This window comes from Mesorhizobium sp. C372A (genome assembly GCF_030323245.1).
Classification (GTDB): domain Bacteria; phylum Pseudomonadota; class Alphaproteobacteria; order Rhizobiales; family Rhizobiaceae; genus Mesorhizobium.
This window is the reverse complement of sequence record NZ_CP100475.1, coordinates 5,478,290-5,499,583: the sequence shown is the minus strand read 5'-3', so window position 1 is coordinate 5,499,583 and position 21,294 is coordinate 5,478,290. Positions and strand designations below refer to the sequence as shown.

The window sequence follows — 21,294 nt, the reverse complement described above, 5'->3', positions numbered from 1 at the left end:
ACGCAACCGCAATCGATACGAGGATAGAATGGCTCAGGATTTGAGTGGAAAGGTCGCGGCGATCACCGGCGCCGCGTCGGGCATAGGCCTGGAATGCGCGAGAGCGCTGATTGCCGCCGGCGTTCGCGTTATGCTCGTCGACCGCGCCGCCGACGCGCTGAAAAGCGTCTGCACCGAACTCGGTCCCAACGCGATCCCGCTGGTGATCGATCTGATGGAGCCGGCCAGCGTCGCGACGATGATGCCGCAAATCCTGGACAAGGCCGGCCAGCTCGATATCTTCCACGCCAATGCCGGCGCCTATGTCGGAGGCCCGGTGCTCGAAGGCGACCCCGATGTGTGGGACCGCATGCTGAACCTCAACATCAACGCGGTGTTCCGTTCCATACACGCCGTGCTTCCGCATATGGTCGAACGAAAGACCGGCGACATCATCGTGACGTCCTCGATCGCCGGACTGGTGCCGGTGGTCTGGGAGCCGATCTACACCGCCTCCAAGCATGCCGTGCAGGCCTTCGTCCACACGGTGCGCCGGCAGGTCGCCCCGCACGGCCTGCGCCTCGGCGCGGTGCAGCCGGGGCCGGTGGTGACAGCGCTGATCAGCGACTGGCCGAAGGACAAGCTTGAGGATGAACTGGCCAAGGGCGGCCTGATTCAACCGGTCGAGGTCGCCGAAGCCGTGCTGTTCATGCTGACTAGGCCGAGAAATGTCACTATCCGGGATCTGGTGATCCTGCCGCAGAGCAATGATTTGTGAGGCAGTAGGCATTAGGCAGTAGGGAATGGGGAGAGGCTCTTGCAACTGGCCGTTCACTGCTGACCATCTCGCCTACTGCCTACTGCCTAACTTCTGAGGTTCCCATGTCCCACTTCCTCGGCATCGATGTCGGCACTGGCAGTGCCAGGGCGGGGGTATTCGACAGCAAGGGCACCATGCTTGCCTCGGCGAAGCGCGACATCGCTCTGTTCATCGAGCCCGGCGAAATCGCCGAACAGTCGAGCGAGGACATCTGGCGTGCGGTTTGCGCCAGCGTGCGCGAGGCGGTGACCAAGTCGGGGCTCGCTGGGCGCGACATTGCTGGCATCGGCTTCGACGCCACCTGTTCGCTGGTCGTGGTCGGCAAGGACGGCGCGCCGTTGCAGGTCGGCAGTTCCGGCGACAGTCAGCGCAACATCATCGTCTGGATGGATCACCGCGCGCTCGACCAGGCGCAGCGCATCAATGCCGGCAAGCACGCCGTGCTCGACTATGTCGGCGGCACCATCTCGCCGGAAATGGAAACGCCGAAGCTGCTGTGGCTGCGCGAGAACCTGCCCGCCACCTTCGATGCGGCCGAGCATTTCTTCGACCTGACGGACTATCTGACCTGGCGCTCAACCGGCAGCCTGGCGCGCTCGATCTGCACGCTGACCTGCAAATGGACCTATCTCGGTCATGAGCGGCGCTGGGACGATGCCTATTTCCGTGCCATCGGCCTCGGCGCGCTCGCCGATGAAGGCTTTGCCCGCATCGGCACCGAAATCGTCGAAGGCGGCACGGCACTTGCCCAAGGCCTGACTGAGGCCGCCGCGGCCGATCTCGGCCTGCTGCCGGGAACGCCGGTTGCGGCCGGCCTGATCGATGCCCATGCCGGCGGCGTCGGCACGGTTGGCGGGCAGGGCTCGGTCGGCACCTTGCAGTCGCGCATGGCCTATGTGTTCGGCACTTCGGCCTGCACCATGGCCAGCACCAGCGAGCCGGCCTTCGTGCCCGGCGTCTGGGGCCCGTATTTTTCCTCGATGGTGCCGGGGCTTTGGCTCAATGAAGGCGGGCAATCGGCGGCGGGTGCTGCAATCGACCACCTCGTCGCTTTCCATCCGGCCACGGCTGAGGCATCCGCAAAAGCCAAGGCGGAAGGTCTCGGCCTGACCGCTTGGCTTGGTCAGCAGGCGGCGAAGCAGTCCGCCGACCTGTCCGCAGTAGCGCACCTAGCCGATGGACTGCATGTCGTGCCGGAATTCCTCGGCAACCGCTCGCCCTTCGCCGATCCTGAGTCCAAGGCCCTGATCGCCGGGCTTGGCATGGACACGTCCCTCGACAGTCTGGTCGCGCTCTATGTCGCCGGCCTGCTGGGCATCGGCTACGGCGTTCGCCAGATCCTGGCGGCGATGGCCAAAAAAGGCATTGCCATCGACACTATCGTCGTCAGCGGCGGTGCGGCGCAAAGCGAGCTGGTACGTCAGCTTTTGGCCGACACCACAGGCCTGACCGTCGCCGGTTCGACCTCGCCCGAACCGGTGCTGCTCGGCTCAGCCATATTGGCTGCGGTGGCGGCGCAAAAATTTCCCGATGTGATCGCGGCGATGACCGGCATGTCGCGCATCGGCGACATCTATCGCCCGGCCGGTGGCGACCTCGTGCCCTGGCACGACAAGCGCTTCGCCGCCTTCGAATTGCTGCAGCAGGCAGGCCGGGCCATCCGCGATTGAACGGCTTCGCTCACGTCCAGAAATAGCGGACGATGTGGAAGAACACCGGTGCGGCGAAGACCAGGCTGTCGGCGCGGTCCATCATGCCGCCGTGACCCTCGATCAGGTGACCCCAGTCCTTGACGCCCTGGTCGCGCTTGATCGCCGACGCCACCAACCCGCCGAGGAACCCCATCAGGCAGGCGATGAAGGCGACGCCTGCCGCCGCCAGCGGCGAGAACGGCGTCAGGAACGACAGCAGCGCGCCGAGAAGGCTCGATGCCACCAGCCCGCCGCCCAGCCCTTCCCAGGTCTTCGAGGGCGAGACGGAGGGCGACAGAAGATGCCTGCCGAACAGCTTGCCGAAAATGTATTGCAGCACGTCGCTGCCTTGCACGGTGATGATCAGGAAGGCGATGAGCAGGAGGTTGCGGCCCTCGAAACCGGGCACGTTGAGGGTCAGCAGCGCCGGCACATGGCTGACGCAGTAGACCGAGATCATGACCGCCCATTGCTGCGCGGACACGCGCTCGAGGAAGCGCTCGGTGTCGCCGTTGAGCGCGGTGACCGCCGGCATCAAGAGGAAGCAGTAGACGGGGATGAAAATGGTGAAGAGCCCGTACCAGGCGGTCCACACCAGCCAGTACTGGAAGGGAATGATGATGCCGAACATGCCGAGCAGCACCCAGTGGTCGCTGCGCCGGCTGTGCGTCAGCGTCACGAACTCGCGCAGCGCGGCAAACGAGATCAGCGCAAACAGGATGGTCATGCCGGTGCGGCCGAAGAAGAAGGCGACGGTGATCGCCAGCACCATCACCCACCAGGCGTTGATGCGCTGGTTCAAGTTGACGAGCGTCGAGGGCAGCGGCTTCGGCGCCCGCCATGAGAGGATACCGGCAACGATGCTCGCCATGGTCAGCACGCAGATCAGGCCGGCCAGCAGGATGACGGTTTCATGCATTGGCGGCAGTGTCATACGAAGTCTCTTTGCCTGGTCATGCTAGTGGTCCCGATCGGGACGCGGGTTGAGCGACAGCAGCGTCTGGCGCGCGCGCTCGAGGAAGGTGCGGCGTTCTTCGCCGGGCGCGATCGCCACCGGCGGACCGAAGACGACGCGGCACAGAAGCGGCACCGGCAGGAACTGGCCCTTGGGCAGCACGCGCGACATGTTCTCGATCCAGCACGGGATGAGTTCGACATCGGGCCGCGCCATCGACAGATTGTAGAGGCCGGAGCGGAACGGCAGCAGATCCGCCTCCGTCGTGTTGCGAGTGCCTTCGGGAAACAGGATCAGCGAGTGGCCGTCGTCGAGCACCGACAGCATGATCGAGATCGGGTGTTGCGTTTCGTCGGTCCACTGCCGGTGGATGAGCACGGACGACAGCATGTCCTGCGCGATGAAGCGGCGCAGCCGCGACTTGCCCCAATATTCGGCCGCCGCGATCGCATGGGTCCGGGCGCGCACCTTCTCACTCAGACAGGCCGACAGCAGGATGAAATCACCATGGCTGGCATGGTTGGCGAAGTAGATGCGCTGCCGCTCCGACGGCTGGCTGCCGTTCCAGATTGGTCTGACGCCGGTTACCACCCAGGCCGCCGCCGACAGGCCGACCGACGTCACCGTCTGCAGCAAGGTGAAGGTGTTGGCGCGCAGGTGAAGTTTTGTCATGGCTCAAACAAATGCTGCGAAAAGGATGCCGCAGCAAACATGGCGAGCGCCATGCGCTGCCTTGTCAGCAGGCGGCGCGTGCCTGCCATGCGATGGTCGAGCGAGCGGCCGCCGGCAGTGGTGGATTTCAGGCGCATGCGCGCCAGCACATCGTCGACCGCGGCACCCCCGGCGGCCTCGCTGGCGTGGCTTGCCATCAGCCGGAACAGCAGCGCATCGAACAAAAGCAAGGCCGAAAGAGCCAGCGTGGCCACGGCGCTCGCCGCCGCGACCAGCCAGGCCGCCGCGGACAGCGCTGTCGTCTGCGGTCCGGCCACCAGGCCGATGACCGGCGCTGCCATCACAGCCGCGACCACCAGCAGGATCGGCCACACCGCCTGCACCATCAGCCCGGCGGCGAATATTTCGGCCTTCTCGGGAAAATTGTCGCCACTCATGCCGGCCAACTCATGTCGGTTCTTCCAGCCCCGGTTCTTCCAGCCCCGGTTCATCCAGCCCGATCTGAAGGTGCACGGGCCTGCCCGACGCGGCGAGTTTCTTGCGCGCCTGTGCAGCTGTGTACGAGCGCCCCGTCACCACCAGCCAGTCGGCGACGATGGCCGCACTGCGCTGGAAGCCGAGCGCGCAGCAGACCAGGACGGTGCCGCGCCGGCGCGCCAGCTCGATCGCCGCCACCGCTCGCTCCAGCCTGTCGTGAGGCGGCGCCACGAGGTCGAGCATCGCGTAGCTGATCCAGCGGCAGGTCACGCCGCGCGGCCGTTCCATCTCGCCGGCAAGGTCGATCACTGTGCCGAAGCGGTTGGCCTCGTCGGCACTCGGAAACCGGCCGAGGAAAACACCGTCGGTGATCTCCACTTGCGGCGCCAGTTGGCGGGTCCATACCCACACATTGATCCGGGCGCCAAGCCGGTAGGGCAGGAGCAGGATACGGCTGGCCAGTGAGACGCTACCATCGGCTGCCTTCTGGAACACTTTGGCGCCGGCCCCAGCATAGCCGAAGGTGACGATGGCCAGCGCCAATGCCGGCCACAACAGGATGAGAAAATCGGCGGAGACCAACGCGCCCTCGGCAGCGCCGGCCAGGGCAAGGGCCGCCCCCAGCCCGTAATAACCCGCCAGCCGCCGCGCCCTTGGGTCGGCGGTCAACCGAAAACCCCAGAATGGCAATTCGCCCTTGAACGGAAACAGCCATAGCGCAAACAGGCCGAGCAGCGCGCCGGTCGGAATGTCGATGAAATGATGCTGCCACGTCGTCAGCACCGAGACGCCGATGAGAAAACACCAGACGTGCCAGACGGGGCGGAGAATGCCGCCGAGACGGTGGCGTGCCAGAACGTGACGCCAATGGTCCCAGATGATCACCAGCAGCGCGATGTGCAGGGATGGCGCCTGGTTGAACGGCTTGTCGAAACCACCGAGCACCGCAAACAGAAAACCCGGCAGGCCGGTGGTTTCCGGCCGCACGAAGGTCGCCGTCAGCGGGAACGCGATGAAGCAGGCGACGGCAATGATCTGCGCCGAGAGATAGCGGCCGGCGAGCCGGTCGACGCCGCGCCTGGTCGTGTTGAGCAGCAGCGATAGGCCGTAGAACAGATTGATCGACCAATAGGGCACGATCGTCCAGGCGACGAACGGGATGGCGTATTCCCAGGCAAACACGATGCTGCCGACATGGTCGCGCCGCGACGCCAGCCAGTTGGCAAAGCCATAGGTCGAATAGAAGAATGGCGCCAGCAGCGCCAGCCAAAGGGCTGCCCTCAGCACGATGCCCAAATAGGGTTCCCGCGCCGGGGCAGGGTCAGTGACAGGCAGGGCCATGGTCTCAGACGCGCCGTGCGACCGAGACGGTGAAGATGCCCCATTGGTCGATGCGCTGGTCGATCTTTGCGAAACCGGCAGCCGTCACCAACTGGTCCATCTCGCCCTGCGTGCGCCGCCGCATCACCCAGGCCTGTCCGCCGCGATGCGAGGTCAGGCTGCGCGCGATCATCTCCAGCTGCGGATGCCATGGCTGATTGGTGTAGACGAGCAGGCTGCCGGACTGCATGGCGCTCGCCAGCCCGCCGAGCGAGCGGGAAATCATCGTATTGTCGGCGAACAATTCGTAAAGTCCGGAGACGATGGCGAGGTCCGGCGCCGGCTTTTGCCCGGCCAGCATGTCGGCATCGAAGGCGTCGGCCTGATGAAAGGTGACGCTGGTCGGCAGCTGCCGCTCGGCTATCAGCTTCGAACCCAGTCCGACATTGAGCTCGGAATAATCCTGCAGCCGCACGCTTGCTGGTGGTTCAGTGCATTTGGCGACGGCATCGAGTACATAGCGGCCGTGGCCGGCGGCGATGTCGAGCATGTTGACGGGACGGCCAGCTGCCTTCAGGCTGGCGGCGGCGTTGCCGATCAGCTCTTCCAGATGCAGCTTGCGCTGGCGGATGCCGCGCCAGCCGATGGCGTCGAGGAAGGTGCGGTCGATCATGCGGCCGATGAAGCCGGTGCCGCGCGCATCGTTCTCGTAGACATAGTCGAGCGTCGAGCCGGAATCGAAGCCGGTGGCCATGCCGATCTTCATGCCCGAAGACAGCCAGGCGCCCATGCGGATCGAGGCGCGACTCATCGCCCAGAAAATACCCTTGGGCGACAGCAGCGTCAGCGGCGAGGCGAGCCTCTCGGCCTCGTCGCGGGTGTAGCCGGCGCGGTCGGCCTGAAGCAAGTCGATGGTTTTCTCCGGCGTGGCAAATTGCTTTTCGAGGAATGGCCGGATCAGGTCCAGCGCCTGCTGGCGATCGCGCTCGCCCAGCGTGTCGTGGAAGAAGCCGGGCAGCATATGCCGCTCCTTGGCGCTGCTGCCGAGATTGACGAAGAATTCGTGCTGCGGTCCATGCCGCACCACCCAATCGCTGCCGGAGATCAAGAGCTGCGTCGGCACGGTGATGGCGCGCGCGTCCGAGACGATGCGGGCAGCGTGGTCGTAAAGCTCGACCAGGATGTTGGAGGCGATCGGTCGCGTGATCAGCGGATCGCCGTCGAAGGAAGCGATGCGCTCGGCATCATGCGTCAGGAACTTCGCCTTGACGTAGGAATTGACGAAGAAGCGGCCCTTGAGATTCTGCCACAGCGCAATGCCCTCCTTGGCGAAGGGCACGTAGAGCTTGACCGAAAAGGCCGGTGAAGCCACCACCAGCGCGCGGATGTCGGGCGCATAGTCATGCACCCAGGCAGCAGCCAGCACGGCGCCGAAGGACTGCGCGATCAGCGCGATGTCGCGCTGGCCAAAACCATCCCGGCCGATCTCGCGCACCAGGCAGTCGATATCACGCACCAGGGCGGCAAAGGACGGCGCATAGCCGCGCTCGCCGGCCGATCGGCCATTGCCGCGGGCGTCCCAGGCGTAGAAGGCATGGTCGGGCATGGCGAGCTCGTCGACCAGATGCGCCATGCGGCCGCCATGCTCGTGGCCGCGATGGAACAGCAGGATCGCACCCTTTGGCGCCGACCCGGCGGCCGGCCAGTAGCGGTAGAAGATCTCGGTGCCGTCATGGCTCTTGAACGTGCGCTCCTGCGCGATGCGCTCGAGGCTTGCCGGTGCTAGGGCGGCGATGGTCTGGTGGATCATGGTTTCCCTCTGGCGGTGGGGTGCCTGACGCTTTGGCATCAGGTGCCGCCCGCTCTAAGGCCGCTGCGTATCCGGTTGATGGCGGTTATCCCCGACAGTGTAGCCATGATCGGAAACACAAATGGCGCGATCCCCGCCACCCACAGGCCGCAAGCGAGGAGAAAGCCGATGACGCCGAGCACCAGGGCTCGGTCGCTCTTGCCGAACGGCCCGGCATAGTTGCGCCCGCTGCCTGCGGCAACGCCAAGCACGCCGGCGAACTCGACAAGCATGGCGGTAATAGCGAAGGCGACGACACCCCAGGCCGGGAACAAGGTGGCAAAGGCCAGGATCAGCGCCAGGTCCGAGACGACGTCGCAGAGTTCGTTGAGAAACATGCCGAGTTTTGATGCTTGCCCATGTTCCCTGGCCAGCATCCCGTCAATGGCGTTGAGCGCCATGCGCACGAACAGCACCACCGGCATCAACAGGAAAACCAGGGGATGGTAGGCAAAGGCCGCGACCACCAGGCCGGTGGCGATGGAGAGCGCCGCGGCGAGAAGCGTGATCTGGTTGGCGGTGACGCCGGCATCGGCCAGCCGGTCGGCCAGCGGCCGCAGCCTGGCCTGAAAGGCCGGTTTCAGTTGATAAAGCGTTGGCATGTGCGATCCCCCAACCGCGGCTCATGACAGTGTCGGCGAGATTGGTCAATCGGCAGGCAGGGCGCAAGGGCTTGCACCAGCATCCGCACCGTTGCGGGACTCGAAACTCCCGGCATGGATGCAGAGGCGCAGCCGAAGATCTCGGCCAAGCAGGATGTTGCGCGCTACAAACCGCCTCGCAAATGAGAACTTTACAAATATTCGTATTTATATGAAGTAAATCACTGAAAGGTCCATCATGACAAACAGTCGCTTCGCCACCCGCCTGAATTCCTTCGCCTCGCGGCCGCAAGCCGAATGGCCTGATCTTACCGGCAAGCCGTCCATGCTGCAGATGGCAGCCCGCGCGGCCAAGGTCGACGGGCTGACCGACCTTGATCTTAATTTCCCCGACCATGTCAGTGAAAAGCCGGCTGAAATCGCCCGAAAGCTCGGTGATTTCGGGCTTTCCATCAATGGCTTTGCCATGCGTTACTACTCCAATCCGGCCTTCAAGCTCGGCGCCTTCACCAATCCGGACCCGGCGGTGCGCCGCGAAGCCATCGACTTGACCAAGGCCGGTATCGATGCGGTGCGCGCGGCCGGCGCCAGTCTGATGACGCTGTGGCTGGGCCAGGATGGCTTCGACTATGCATTTCAAACTGACTATGCGACGCTCTGGCAGCACGAAATCGAGGGGATTCGTGAAGTTGCCGCGCATGATCCCGGCTGCCAGATCAGCCTGGAGTACAAGCCTAACGAACCGCGCTCCTACTCGCTGATGCCGGATGCGGCGACCACCTTGCTGGCGATCCGCGAGGTCGGCCTACCCACTCTCGGCGTCACGCTCGATTTCGCCCATGTGCTCTATGCCGACGAACAGCCGGCCTTCGCCGCGGCGCTGATCGCTCGCCACAGCAAGCTGCTCGGCGTCCATCTCAACGATGGCTATGCCAAGCGCGACGACGGCCTGATGGTCGGCGCGGTGCACACGCTGCAGACCATCGAACTGCTGCGCCAGATCCGCCGCGACGGCTACGCCGGCGCCATCTACTTCGACACCTTCCCCGACATGACCGGGCTCGATCCGGTGCGCGAATGCGAAGTCAACATCGCCACCGTCAAGCGCCTGCTGCGCGTTGTCGACCGGCTGGAGAAGGATAACCGCCTGTCCGCCGCCATGGACAGCCAGGACGCCGTGACGTCGCAGGCTATCGTCCAGGAAGCCATGCTCGGGTCGTGACGAGGGGACGTGGATGACGTTGAGCAATCTCGATCTGAAAGCCGTGGGGCCGCGCATCCGCATGATGATGCCGCATCTCACCCCGCTTGAGGCCAAGGTGGTGGAAACCGTCTTCGGCCGGCGCGGTTTCGACGAGACCATTCCGCTCAAGCAGATCGCCGAGGAGGCCGGCGTGTCGGAGGCGATGGTGGTCAAGATCGCCAAGAAACTCGGCTTCTCCGGCTACCGCGACTTCCGCACCGCCGTCTATGAATACAGCCGCCTCCCGACCGCCGAGATGCACCAGGAACTGTCGGTCGACGACAGCTTGGCCGAGATCGTGCAGAAAGTGTTCCGCACCTCGATCCAGGCGCTGGAGGAGACGCTCGCGATCCTCGACATGGACGATTTCGACCGTGCCGCCGATCTGCTCTACCGCGCCAGGAACCGCGATTTCTATGGTGTCGGCGGCTCCGCCCAGATCGCCCGCGACGTCTCGCACAAGTTCCTGCGCATCGGCATCCGCGCGTCTGTCTATGACGACTCGCACATGATGCTGATGTCGGCCTCGCTGCTCGGCGCCGACGACATCGCCGTCGGCTTTTCGCATTCCGGCAACACGTCGGCCGTCATCGACGCCATCCATCTTGCCCGCAAGAGCGGCGCCCGCACGCTGGCCATCACCAACTACGACAACTCGCCGCTGGCCCGGATTGCCGACATCGTGCTGTGCTCGACCGCGCAAGGCTCGCCGCTGATGGGCGAAAACGCAGCGGCGCGCATCGCGCAACTCAACATCCTCGACGCTTTGTTCGTGGCGGTGGCGCAGCGCGACTACCAGGCGGCGGAGCGCAATCTCGGCCGCACCATGTCGGCGGTCACCTCGAAACGAAAAGACCGGGGCACATGACGGTTCCGCTGGTCACCGTCTTCGGCAGCCTGCACTACGACATCATGGTCGACGCGCCCGACCGTCCGCGCAAGGGCGAGACTGTGACCGGCCATGCCTGGCAGCCGAAATGCGGCGGCAAGGGCGGCAACCAGGCGGTCTCGGCGGCACGCGCCGGCGTGCGTGCGGCGATGATCGGCGCCGTCGGCGACGACGATTTCGGCACGGCGCTGCTGGCCAATCTCGATCGCGCCGGCGTTGATCGCCGCTTCGTGCGCGTGGCGGCAGGCGCAGGCTCCGGCATCAGCGTGGCGATCTTCGACAGCGATGGCGACTATGGTGCGGTGATCGTCTCCGGCAGCAATCTCACCCTGGGCAGTGATGACATCGCGGCTGCGGGCGAGGTGGTGGTACAGACGGCAGTGCTGTTGCTGCAGAACGAAGTGCCCGATGCCGCCAACATCGCTGCCGCGCGCGCGGTGAGGGCATCCGGAGGCCGCGTCGTGCTCAACGCCGCACCGGCGCGAACACTGTCGGCCGAATTGACCGCGCTGATAGACATCGTCATCGTCAACGCCATCGAAGCGGAATTTTTGGCCGGCGTTCCGGTCGTCGATACGCTCGCCGGCGCAACCGAAGCCGCGCGGCGGCTGATCGATGCCTACCCCTCGGCGATCGTCACCGCCGGCGGCGAAGGTGTCGCCTATTGCGACCGGACCGGCGCGGCCTTCGCACTGGCGGCCGTCCCGGTCAAGGTCGTCAGCACCCATGGCGCCGGCGACGAATTCGTCGGCGCCTTCGCGGCAGGCCTCGCCCGTGGCCATCCGATGGAAGCGGCGATCGCCACGGCCAATGCCGCCGCCGCCTCGCTGGTGGCGACACCGGAGGGAAAGCGCAGCTCGCGTTGAAAACTCAGGCCGCATATTGCCGCCTCCAAACCCGTGCCCCCGTCGATGAGCGAAACGGCAAACCGGGCGCGGCGAGAACCTGCTTGGCTTTGCCCTGATGGAGGCGCGGGACCAAGCTGCGTGGTCGAAAGTAGGGAGCTTCAGTCCGCTTCGCCGGCCGAACTTTTGCCGCACTGCGCCAGCACCTTACCGATCGCAGCGCTCGAGCCCGTCAGCGGAAAGCTGTTCTCGCCATATTTGTCGGCCGTAACCGTGACGTCGCCCTTGCCGCGCAACAGGCCGAGCAGTGGATCGTCTTTGCTCAGCTCAGCCGTGAAGTAATTATACATGGCCTCGAGGTCGAGCTTTTTGGTCACGCTCTTGTCACCGCCCTTGAAGGTGAAGGAAGCGCTGATGCCGGGTTCCAGCTGCTGGCCGGCCGCACCCAGATCGTAGCTCAGCACCGGCTTGTCGAAACAGACGAGCATCAGATGCGCATCGGCCTTCGGTCCGCCGCACACCGAAGCCGTCAGCACGCTGCCGCCTTCGTCTTCTTCCATCTTGGCGCTCCAGTTGCAGGATGCGGCAAAAGCCGGCTGCGCGGCTTGCAGCGCGGCCAGAACGGAACCTGCCATCATGAACTTCGCCAATGCACTTTGCATGATCCCCTCCCAAGCTACATTCAACGAGATCATACAGGACAAAAGGCCTGGTGACAGCGGCATATGCCGTCTTAGCCCCCGGCGCGCCCCATTGATCAAGCCTTTGAGACCGGCCTCGACGTCCAGGGCGGCTCCGGCGCGAAGCGCTTGCCGATCCACTCGGCGAAGGCGCGTGTCTTGGCGGCTTGTCCCTTGGCCGAGGGCATGACGACATAGACCGCGCCTTCGTCGGCCAGCGTCCAGTCCGCCAGCACCGGCACCAGCCGTCCGTCGGCGAGTTCGCGTCCGACAAGCCAGTCGGTGCTCATCATCAGGCCGAGGCCTTGCACCGCGGCTTCGACCAGCACCTCGGCATCGTCGCACACCATCGGCCCCGAGACGTCGACGTTGACGCGGCGTCCCGAACTGTCGGTCATCTCCCAGGTTGGAAAGGTCTGGAAGCCGGAGAAGCCGAGGCAGGCGTGTTCTGTGAGCGCTTCCGGCGCTTCCGGCGTGCCCCGGCGGGCGAGGTAGGAGGGAGCAGCGCACAGCAACCGCCGCCGTGTCGCGATCTTGCGCGCCACCAGGCGCGAGTCCTCCAGCGCGCCGAGACGGACGGCGACATCGAAGTTCTCTGCAACGAGATCGACGAACCGGTTGGAGAACTCGGCCTCGATGCGGACATCCGGGAACGTCGCTAGAAATTGCGGCAGCAGCGGCCCGATCCACATACGGCCAAAGGTTCCCGGCATCGCCAGCCGCAGCAAGCCCCGCGGAGCCCCGCTGGCATGCGCGGAAGCAGCAGCCTCAGCTTCGTCTACCGAGGCCAGGATGGCGCGGACACGCACCAGGAACTCCGCTCCGGCCTCCGTCAACGACACGCTTCGGGTGGTCCGGTGCAGCAGCCGCACGCCGAGCCGCTCCTCCAGCGATTGCAGGCGGCGTGACAGAACCGTCGAGTCGCGCCCGACGCGCAACGCTGCCTTGGTGAAGGAGCGCGCTTCCGTGATGGCCGCAAAGGCGGCCATTTCGGCAAGGCTGGCGGGGTCGTGTGATTGCTGCATAAAGCACAGGATTCAAATGTAAAAATTCCAGATTATCTGCTTGTAGCGCAGCAGATAGCTTCACTCAATCCCGACGATCGACCCTTTCAACAGGAATGCGTGAGCCATGAAAGCCATCGAACTGACCGCCGCCAAGCTGGACGCCTTTCGCGCCACCACCATTGCCACGCCTGAACCGCAGCGCGGCGAAGTGCTGATCCGCCAGCGCGCCGCGAGCCTGAATTTCGTCGATGTGGCGGTGGCCAGCGGCAATTATCGCGTGCCCGACTTTCCGCTCATTCCCGTCGCCGACGGCGCCGGCGAGATCGTCGCGCTGGGGGAGGGCGTTACGGATTTCGCCGTCGGCGATCGCGTCGTTGCCCATGCCAAGCCGCGCTGGATCGGCGGTCCGCCCCGGCCTAACGAGATGACGCAGATGCGCGGAATTTCGCTGCCGGGGTCGCTCGCCGAATATGTCGCGCTGCCGGCCAACTCGCTCGTGCCGGTACCGGCTCGTCTCTCTTTCGAGGCGGCGTCGACCCTGCCGATCGCCGCGACCACCGCCTGGAACGCGGTCTGCGCCGCCGATGTCGGGCCGGGCTCGGTCGTCGTGCTGCTCGGCACCGGCGGCGTCTCCATCTTCACCCTGCAGCTGGCGAAAGCCGCCGGCGCCACCGTCATCATCACTTCTTCGTCGGACGAGAAGCTGGGGCGGGCGAAGGCACTCGGCGCCGATCATCTCATCAACTACCGCGCGACGCCCGACTGGGACGGCAAGGTGCTGGAACTGACCGGCGGCCTCGGCGCCGACCTCGTCGTCGAGACCGCCGGCACCGCCACCTTCGCCCGCGCCGTCAACGCCACCGCGCCTGGCGGCACGCTGTTCACCATCGGTTTCGTCACCGGCGCCGAGGCCACGGTCGACCTGCTGCCGATCATCATCAAGGCACTGAAGGTGATCGGCAACAACACCGGGTCGGTATCTGACCTTCGCGCCGCCGTCCGCGCCATCGCCGCCGCCCGCATCGACCCGGTCGTCGACAAGGTGTTCAGCCAGGAGCAGGCGGCCGAAGCCTACGCGCACATGGCGGCAGGCGGGCAGCATTTCGGCAAGCTTGCGTTCAAGCTCGACTGGTAACCGAGGCGCGCGAGCTGCCAATCTCCCCCCTTGAGGGGGAGATGCCCGGCAGGGCAGAGGGGGTCGGTCCGACCGGGCTCGACCTACTGCAGCGGAAGGAGGTTGGCGCTCTACGAGAGGCGACCCCCTCTGTCGCCTTCGGCGACATCTCCCCCTCAAGGGGCGAGATTACGCACGCCGCTTCCTAGATCAACTTCTCCAGCGTGATCGGCAAATCCCGCACTCTTTTTCCCGTCGCATGGAACACCGCATTGGCGATCGCCGGCGCTACGCCGACGATGGCCAGTTCGCCGACACCCTTGCCGCCGAGCACCGAAGAGTGCAGGTCGGGAATGCCGACCGAGATGACCTCGATATCGGGGATGTCGGCATTGGTCGGCACCAGATAGTCGCCGAGATTGTTGTTGACGATGCGGCCATGCCTGCGGTCGACAATGCCTTCTTCAAGCAGCGCCTGGCCGATGCCCATGATGATGCCGCCCTTCCACTGGCTTTCGGCCAGCTTGGGGTTGTAGAGCCGGCCGGAATCCAGTGCCGATACCACGCGCGACACGCGCACCGTGCCGAAATCCTCGTCGACGCGCACCTCGATGAAATGCGCGCACCAGGAGTGGCGCGAATAGTCGCCCTCGGTGTGCGGCAGCGCCGCCGCGATGGTGGTGTAGTTCTTGTAGCGATCCTCGGCCGTCGAGTTCGCCGGCATGGTGTCGCCTGTGGCCTCGATGCGGTCGCGGCCGACGCTGGCCAGCAGGTCGGCGATCGAGACATCGGGACCATCGCCGCGCGGCGACCTGATGCGGCCATTGGCGACGACCAGCGTGTTGGCCTGCAGCGCGTGGAAGGGCGAGCGCGGATCGCTGATCGCCAGCCCGACAAGCTGGTCGAGCGCCGATGTCGCCGCCTTGTAGACCGCGCCCGTCATCACGCCGGCCAGCCGCGACCCGCCGGCTACGCCGGCGCGGGGATACCGGGAATCACCGAGCTTCACCACGACATGGTCGGCCGCCACGCCGACCGTTTCGGCCGCCGTCTGCGCCAGGATCGTGTAGGTGCCCTGGCCCATGTCGATCGAGGAGCTTTCGACCTCGACCGAGCCGTTGGCAAGGATACGCACGATGGCCTCGCCGTAAGCGCGCCGCACGGGATAGGTGCCGGCGGCGACGCCCCAGCCGATCAGCTGGTTGCCGTTGCGCATCGAACGCGGTTTGGGCGTGCGCTGGGCCCAGCCGAAGCGTTCGGCGCCAGCCGCGAAAGCCTCGCGCAACTGCCGCGTCGACCAAGCCTTTTTTGCGTGCGGATCCTGCTCGGCGTAATTCCTCAGCCGGATCTCCAGCGGATCGATGCCGACCTCATAGGCGAGCTCGTCAATGGCGCTTTCGATGCCGAAGGCGCTAGGGTTTTCGCCCGGCGCGCGCATGGCGCCAGGCACCACCGAATTCACCCGCACGACATTCTGCTTCGAGGAGAAGTTGGGCGTCGCATACATCGAGGTGACCACGCCCAAAGGCTCGACCCACATGCCGTCGATCGACGTTTCATTGACGCCGCGATGCACGATCGACTGGATCTTTCCGTCACGGTCGGCGCCGATCGTCACCGTCTGGCGGGTCGCGGCGCGGCCGCCATAGCCGGTAAAAGTCTGCGGCCGCGTCATCACGACCCGCACCGGACGTCCCAGCATCTTGGCTGCGGCAGCAGCCACCGCGCCATGGCCGAGCGCCAGCGCCTTGGAGCCGAAGCCGCCGCCAATATAGGGCGAGACCAGCCGCACATTCTCGAACGGCACGCCGAACCATTCGGCATAGGTGCGGGCCATGCCGTCGAGCCACTGGCTCGGTTCCCACACGGTGAGCTTGTCGCCCTCCCAGCGGGCGATGAGGCCATGCGGCTCCATCGGCGCCTGGTATTCGCGCGGCGTGTTATAGGCGCCGCAGACGCGCACCGGGGCAGCGGCGAAAGCGGCCTGCGCATCGCCCCATTCCTTGGTCATGGCGGCGATCGGAATGCCGTCGCCGGCCTTGGCGTCGCTGAGGTCGACGATGGCCGGCGTCTCGTCATAGCTGACCTTGACCATCGCCGCTGCCGCGACGGCCTGCTCGAAAGTCTCCGCGATGACCGCGGCGACATGCTGGCCCGAAAAGGTGATGTCGCGCGCCAGCGGGCAGTAGGGTTTGTCCGGCGGCGGCGTGCCGAACCAGTCCGATGCAGTCTTCAGCGGCATGATGGTGTCCGGCGTCAGCACCTTGAGCACACCAGGTGCCGCCTCCGCGGCTGACGTGTCGATCGAGCGCACCTTGCCTGACGCGATCGTGCTTTCGACCAGAACGCCGTAGGTTAGCCCGTCGAGCTGGTGCTCGACGGCGTATTTTGCCGCACCGGTAATCTTGGCCGGGCCGTCGACGCGCGACAGCCGCCCGCCAACCTGATCGGCAGTGCCGTCCGAAGCGTCGCCGTGCCGTGTCCTGGGGTCGTGAATGGTCATGCCATGGCTCCCGTCTTGAGGATGGCGCGGGCGACGACGCGCGGCGCCAGTTCGATCTTGTAGTGGTTGGCGCCGTGGCCGATGGCCCCTTCCACGGCGAGCAAGCTGGCTGCCCGCACCCTGTCTTCGCTGAGCACCTTGCCCTTCAACGCCGCTTCCACGGCGTGCGCCCGCCACGGCTTCGTCGCGACGCCGCCCAGCGCGACGCGCAGGTCGCGAATGGTGCGGCCATCGGCTTCGAAGTCGATGCCGACTGCGGCACTTGCAGCCGCGAACTCATACGACTGCCGGTCGCGGATCTTGAGATAGGTCGAACGCCGGGCCGTGCCGGAAGCCGGTATGCTGATGGCGGTGATCATCTCGCCCGGTTGGATGGCATGTTCCCTGTCGGGCGTGGCGCCGGGCAGGAGAAAGAAGTCGTCGACGGCAACCTGGCGTTCGCCAAGATGAACCACGGCGTCGAAGGCGACCAGCGCGGTGGCGAGGTCACCGGGATACATGGCGATGCAGGCGTCGCTGGTGCCGAGCACGGCATGGCCGCGGGTGACGCCACCGATTGCCGAGCAGCCGGTGCCGGGCGAGCGCTTGTTGCAAGCGGGAAAATTCGCGGGATCGCGGAAATAGGGGCAGCGCGTGCGCTGCATCAGATTGCCGCCGATGGTCGCCATGTTGCGCAGTTGCGCGGAAGCCGCCTGCCACAGCGCTTCGGAGACCGCGGGAAAGCGGCTCTTGATCTCGGCATGGTCGGCGACGTGGCTCATCTTGGCCAGCGCGCCGATCATGGCACTGTCAGCGTCGACCTTGATGGCGTCGAGTCCTTTGAGATGGGTGATGTCGACCAGGCTGTCGGGTTCGGCCACGCCGCATTTGGCGAGATCGACCAGCGTCGTGCCACCGGCAAGCAGCATGGCCCCAGGCAGGGCGGCCGCCTGTCGTGCCGCATCGATGCTATCGGCGCGAACGTAGGAAAAATCCCTCATGACGCGACCTCCAGTGCCGCCTGGCGCACGGCGGCAACGATGTGCGGATATGCGCCGCAGCGGCAGAGATTGCCTGCCATGTATTCGCGGATCTCGTCATCCGAGCCGGCATGGCCCTCGCGGATGCAGCCGACCGCCGACATGATCTGTCCCGGCGTGCAGTAACCGCACTGGAAAGCATCCTGGTCGAGGAAGGCGGCCTGGACCGCGTTAAGCGTGCCGTCGTCGCCGGCCAATCCTTCGATGGTGGTGATCTCGCGGCCTTCGACCTGTGCTGCAAGCGTCAGGCAGGCCAGCACGCGCTGTCCCTCGACATGCACCGTGCAGGCGCCGCACTGGCCCTGGTCGCAACCCTTCTTGGTGCCGGTCAGGTTAAGACGGTCGCGTAAGGCGTCGAGCAACGTGACGCGCGGCTCGACCTGCAGTTCATGGTCGTGCCCGTTGATGGTGAGGTGGATGGTCTGGCTGGTCATGGGCGTCTGGCTCCAGTTGCTTGACGCAAGGGGATTGAAATGGCGTCCGAGTGGGAGAGGAAAAGGGAAGAGGCGACGGTGCGCCTAACCTCGCCCCTTGTGGGGGAGATGCCCGGCAGGGCAGAGGGGGCGCGAAGGAATGCGACGTTCCCGATTTACATGCGTCGAAATAGACCTTTTCCAAGCGGGTGTTGGTCAGGCCTTGATAGGCTGGCGGGACAGCGCCCCCCTCTGTCCTGCCGGACATCTCCCCCACGAGGGGGAAGATTGGCAGCTCTGCCGCCCCGACTCTCCAGCCGGCAGGGGATGCTTCAGTCTTCACAATCTCAACACGTGACATACCGGCTCCCCTGATTATATGATAAGACTGCTCCACTAAAACGGAGGCGCCTCCGTTTATCCAGTTGGGGGCTTACCCCTTTGGGTTCAAGCCCCCATATGTCGACAGTGGAGAAAAAATTGACCGAGCAGTCGCAAGCAATTGCCGACGAGAAGCGCGAAGCCGCAGCGCCAAGGCAACTGCGCGCCGATGCGCAGCGCAACCGCGACCGGCTGGTCGAGGTTGCGGCAGCGGCCTTTGCCGCGCACGGCGTCGATGCCTCGCTGGAGGAGATCGCGCGCCAGGCCGGCGTCGGCATCGGCACGCTCTACCGGCATTTCCCAACCCGCGAGCATCTGGTCGAAGTGGTCTACCGGCGTGAAGTCGAGGCGCTCTGCGCGGCTGCCGATGACCTCGCCAGCCACCATTCGGCCGACATGGCGCTGGAACAGTGGATGCAGCGCTTCGTCGACTACATCGCCACCAAGCGCGGCCTGGCTGCCAGCCTGCGCATCCTGTTCAACACCAATTCCGCCGTGTTCTCCGACATGTCGGGCCGGGTGTCGCTGGCCTTGCGGCAACTGGTCGAGGCGGCGGTGGCCGAAGGCTCGATCCGCAGCGACGTCGACGCCTCCGATGTGCTGCACGCACTCGGCGGCATCTACTCGGCCCCCGACACCAAGGACTGGCGCGACCGCTCGCGCCGACTGGTCAAGCTGCTGATGGACGGGCTGCGGTTCGGGGCAGGGAAGAGGTGACCTAGCGGCTCAAGCCGAACCATCGACCGCATAGAACCGAAACGCGCCGGGCAGCCCGCTTGCCGCCATTTCGCCACGCTCCTCGAACCGCAGGCCGGAGCCGACCACGAGATCGCGCACCGTCCTTGATGCGATGATTTCGCCCGGCCGCGCATGGTCAAGCAGACGCGATGACAGTTCGATCGCCGCGCCTGAAAATTGATGGCCCCGCTGCTCGCACTCGCCGATATGCACCGCCGAGCGGACCTCGACACCGGATTGCCGCAAGCGATCGCGGATGGCGATCGCGCACTGGATCGACCGCGTTGGCCGCTGGAACACCGCGAGCACCTTGCCGTCCGATCGGCTGATCTCTCTGCCTTCGGCCGCGAGGAGTTCGCCACGGAGCGCTTCGGCGTGCCGCTCGGCCGGGTCGATGCCGAAAGGCGAGCCCGTCATATCGAGGGACAGCACCGACACAAGCAGCCGTTCGCCTGGGGCCGCCGGCAAGGCGCCGGTGACGAAAGCCTGGATCTCGTCGACGATCCGATCGGAATTCTCGCCCCAGATGACGTGGTCGCGGCCGGCGAACTCAATGTATCGGGCGCCCTCGATGTGCGTCGCCAGGTAACGTCCTTCTTCCCGCTTCACCCAGCCGTCGCCAGTCGTCTGCATGATCAGTGTCGGAACATGGACAGCAGGCAGAATGTCGCGAACATCGATTTCGGCTCCCCAGCGCCACAGGGCGATCGCGTCGGCGGGCGAGGCAGAATTCCTGAGATAGGCGGCGAACCATTCTGTCTCGAACGTGTCGCTCATCAGACTGGGCGCCGCGTTGCTCATATCCGCCGCCGCTCCCCATTCTTTCTCGACGATCGCCAGATCCTCTTCCACCTGCTCGCTTGTCTTCGCCCACGGATAGTCTTGTGACCACCTGCCGCGGGCGTAGGCCCCATTGAGCACGAGTGCCGCTGTGCGCTCGGGATAGGTCGCCGCGAACAGCATGCACATCGGGCCGCCCTCGGAGCTGCCGAAAAGCACCGTGCGCTTCGAGCCAACCGCATCCAGCACTGCCCGCACATCTTCCATCCGCTCTTCCAGGGTCGGCAGACCGACATTGCGGTCCGAGAGCCCGGTGCCGCGCTTGTCCATGCGGATTAGGCGCGAGAAAGTGCCGAGCTGCCGGTGCACATGCGAAAGCCGCGGCGAGCCCCAGGCGTGGTCGAGGTTGGAGACCCATCCCGGCACATGGATCAGGTCGACCGGACCGTCGCCGGTCACCTGATACGCGATGTTGATCCCGGCCGATTTGACATAGTGGGTCGGGGGGGCTGCGAGTTCGTGGCTGAAGCCGGTAGCGTCATCCGCATCGGTCGTGGGTGGCCGTGCCGGCGCCATTGTGCGGCGTGTGCGCAGCGTCTCAAACAATTGCCGCGTCTCCGGCTCCGGCTGCAGCTTGAGATCGCGTAGAAGCGCGGTGCGGCAGTGCTCATATTGCTTCAGCGCGAGATTGGTCCTGCCTTGCGCCGCATAGGCGCGCATCAGGGCCCGGTGGACATCCTCCCTCAACGGGTCCATGGCCAGCAGGCGCGCTGCCGCGCGCACGCATGCGGCAGGATCGTTCGTCGCTGCATAATGCGCGACGAGCCTGTCGAGCGCCGCGACGGCCAATGCCCGCAGCCGCTCGCGTTCGATCCTCAGCCAGTCCTCGAATGGCTCCTCCTTCAGGCCGAAGCCGTCGAGCAGGTCGCCGCGGTAGACATTGAGCGCCAGTTCGAGGTCTTCGGGTGCCGGGCTGGCGACCAGCGCCTCGAACCGCGCGACGTCGAAATCAAGGCCGTCGAGATGCAGAGCGACGCTGTTGCCATCGGTGAGGAAGCGGCCGCCGCCGCACGTCTGCATGGCCTTCCTGACAGACGATACCGCTTGCCGCAGGCTCATTCGCGCCTGCGCCTCGCTGTTGATGCCCCAGAGCAGGGTCGCCAGCTTCTCGCGCGACTGCGAATGCCCCGACTGCAGCGCGAGATAGGCGACCATCGCACGCGCCTTGCGGCTGATGGCTGGAACCGTGGCCCCGACGCCGGCAAAGTCGAAACCACCCAGCAGGTGAAGATAAGGTCCGGTCATCGGATCCGCCAC

At 65.5% G+C, this 21,294-nt stretch carries 19 protein-coding genes; 7 read left to right on the top strand and 12 right to left on the bottom strand.

Annotation, left to right across the window (positions count from 1 at the left end; genetic code table 11):
- Nucleotides 1-28 precede the first annotated feature (28 nt).
- Entirely contained in the window at nt 29-757 is a 729-nt protein-coding gene (locus tag NLY42_RS26490; RefSeq protein WP_023754634.1) for an SDR family oxidoreductase, read from the top strand.
- A gap of 104 nt (nt 758-861) precedes the next feature.
- Nucleotides 862-2,469 (top strand): FGGY-family carbohydrate kinase, encoded by a 1,608-nt coding sequence (locus NLY42_RS26485; protein ID WP_023742397.1) that lies wholly within the window; start codon nt 862-864, stop codon nt 2,467-2,469.
- A 10-nt stretch (nt 2,470-2,479) separates the two neighbouring features.
- On the opposite strand, the gene NLY42_RS26480 is transcribed toward NLY42_RS26485, so the two are convergent.
- Genes NLY42_RS26480 through NLY42_RS26455 form a run of 6 tightly spaced genes read right to left on the bottom strand, consistent with a single transcriptional unit; the run spans nt 2,480 to nt 8,365 of the window.
- Complete coding sequence (locus NLY42_RS26480) at nt 2,480-3,409, bottom strand: phosphatidate cytidylyltransferase (RefSeq protein ID WP_031193489.1); 930 nt, start codon at nt 3,407-3,409, stop codon at nt 2,480-2,482.
- A 39-nt stretch (nt 3,410-3,448) separates the two neighbouring features.
- A complete protein-coding gene (locus NLY42_RS26475) occupies nt 3,449-4,117 on the bottom strand; it encodes a lysophospholipid acyltransferase family protein (protein WP_023672504.1) in 669 nt (222 codons plus the stop codon).
- A complete protein-coding gene (locus NLY42_RS26470) occupies nt 4,114-4,554 on the bottom strand; it encodes a hypothetical protein (protein ID WP_023754633.1) in 441 nt (146 codons plus the stop codon). Before NLY42_RS26470 ends, NLY42_RS26475 begins: the two co-directional genes overlap by 4 nt.
- A gap of 10 nt (nt 4,555-4,564) precedes the next feature.
- The gene (locus tag NLY42_RS26465; protein ID WP_023754632.1) at nt 4,565-5,935 is read right to left on the bottom strand and encodes a phosphatase PAP2/dual specificity phosphatase family protein; all 1,371 of its coding nucleotides are present in this window, start codon (nt 5,933-5,935) and stop codon (nt 4,565-4,567) included.
- A gap of 4 nt (nt 5,936-5,939) precedes the next feature.
- Nucleotides 5,940-7,721 carry a bifunctional alpha/beta hydrolase/class I SAM-dependent methyltransferase gene (locus NLY42_RS26460; RefSeq protein ID WP_031244626.1) on the bottom strand — a complete coding sequence of 594 codons (1,782 nt, stop codon included), beginning with the start codon at nt 7,719-7,721 and terminating at the stop codon, nt 5,940-5,942.
- Nucleotides 7,722-7,762: 41 nt separating this feature from the next.
- Nucleotides 7,763-8,365 carry a CDP-alcohol phosphatidyltransferase family protein gene (locus tag NLY42_RS26455; protein WP_023703071.1) on the bottom strand — a complete coding sequence of 201 codons (603 nt, stop codon included), beginning with the start codon at nt 8,363-8,365 and terminating at the stop codon, nt 7,763-7,765.
- A gap of 238 nt (nt 8,366-8,603) precedes the next feature.
- Between NLY42_RS26455 and NLY42_RS26450 the strand changes: the two genes are divergently transcribed.
- The 3 genes from NLY42_RS26450 to NLY42_RS26440 are packed head-to-tail and all read left to right on the top strand — an operon-like array spanning nt 8,604 to nt 11,363.
- A complete protein-coding gene (locus tag NLY42_RS26450) occupies nt 8,604-9,587 on the top strand; it encodes a sugar phosphate isomerase/epimerase family protein (protein ID WP_023695492.1) in 984 nt (327 codons plus the stop codon).
- A 13-nt stretch (nt 9,588-9,600) separates the two neighbouring features.
- A complete protein-coding gene (locus NLY42_RS26445) occupies nt 9,601-10,476 on the top strand; it encodes a MurR/RpiR family transcriptional regulator (RefSeq protein WP_023695491.1) in 876 nt (291 codons plus the stop codon).
- Nucleotides 10,473-11,363 (top strand): ribokinase, encoded by an 891-nt coding sequence (locus NLY42_RS26440; protein ID WP_023695490.1) that lies wholly within the window; start codon nt 10,473-10,475, stop codon nt 11,361-11,363. Before NLY42_RS26445 ends, NLY42_RS26440 begins: the two co-directional genes overlap by 4 nt.
- A gap of 140 nt (nt 11,364-11,503) precedes the next feature.
- Here the strand turns inward: NLY42_RS26440 and NLY42_RS26435 are convergent, their stop codons facing one another.
- Together NLY42_RS26435 and NLY42_RS26430 are read right to left on the bottom strand one after the other, a co-directional pair.
- Nucleotides 11,504-12,004 carry a hypothetical protein gene (locus NLY42_RS26435; protein WP_023713519.1) on the bottom strand — a complete coding sequence of 167 codons (501 nt, stop codon included), beginning with the start codon at nt 12,002-12,004 and terminating at the stop codon, nt 11,504-11,506.
- A gap of 95 nt (nt 12,005-12,099) precedes the next feature.
- Nucleotides 12,100-13,047, bottom strand: coding sequence for a LysR family transcriptional regulator (locus NLY42_RS26430; RefSeq protein ID WP_023688979.1), 948 nt, complete (start codon nt 13,045-13,047; stop codon nt 12,100-12,102).
- Between the two features lie 106 nt (nt 13,048-13,153).
- Here NLY42_RS26430 and NLY42_RS26425 point away from each other — a divergent pair, with 106 nt between their 5' ends.
- Nucleotides 13,154-14,164, top strand: coding sequence for a zinc-dependent alcohol dehydrogenase family protein (locus NLY42_RS26425; RefSeq protein ID WP_023754629.1), 1,011 nt, complete (start codon nt 13,154-13,156; stop codon nt 14,162-14,164).
- A gap of 184 nt (nt 14,165-14,348) precedes the next feature.
- Here NLY42_RS26425 and NLY42_RS26420 read toward each other — a convergent pair whose 3' ends face one another.
- The 3 genes from NLY42_RS26420 to NLY42_RS26410 are packed head-to-tail and all read right to left on the bottom strand — an operon-like array spanning nt 14,349 to nt 18,099.
- On the bottom strand, nt 14,349-16,646 hold the full coding sequence (locus tag NLY42_RS26420) for a xanthine dehydrogenase family protein molybdopterin-binding subunit (RefSeq protein ID WP_023754627.1): 2,298 nt from the start codon (nt 16,644-16,646) through the stop codon (nt 14,349-14,351).
- Nucleotides 16,643-17,626 carry an FAD binding domain-containing protein gene (locus NLY42_RS26415; protein WP_023754626.1) on the bottom strand — a complete coding sequence of 328 codons (984 nt, stop codon included), beginning with the start codon at nt 17,624-17,626 and terminating at the stop codon, nt 16,643-16,645. The genes NLY42_RS26420 and NLY42_RS26415 overlap by 4 nt, the downstream gene beginning before the upstream one ends.
- A complete protein-coding gene (locus NLY42_RS26410) occupies nt 17,623-18,099 on the bottom strand; it encodes a (2Fe-2S)-binding protein (RefSeq protein ID WP_023754625.1) in 477 nt (158 codons plus the stop codon). The genes NLY42_RS26415 and NLY42_RS26410 overlap by 4 nt, the downstream gene beginning before the upstream one ends.
- Before the next feature lie 438 nt (nt 18,100-18,537).
- Here NLY42_RS26410 and NLY42_RS26405 point away from each other — a divergent pair, with 438 nt between their 5' ends.
- Complete coding sequence (locus NLY42_RS26405) at nt 18,538-19,176, top strand: TetR/AcrR family transcriptional regulator (protein ID WP_050591108.1); 639 nt, start codon at nt 18,538-18,540, stop codon at nt 19,174-19,176.
- Between the two features lie 9 nt (nt 19,177-19,185).
- Here NLY42_RS26405 and NLY42_RS26400 read toward each other — a convergent pair whose 3' ends face one another.
- On the bottom strand, nt 19,186-21,282 hold the full coding sequence (locus NLY42_RS26400) for an alpha/beta fold hydrolase (RefSeq protein WP_031244625.1): 2,097 nt from the start codon (nt 21,280-21,282) through the stop codon (nt 19,186-19,188).
- Nucleotides 21,283-21,294: the final 12 nt, after the last annotated feature.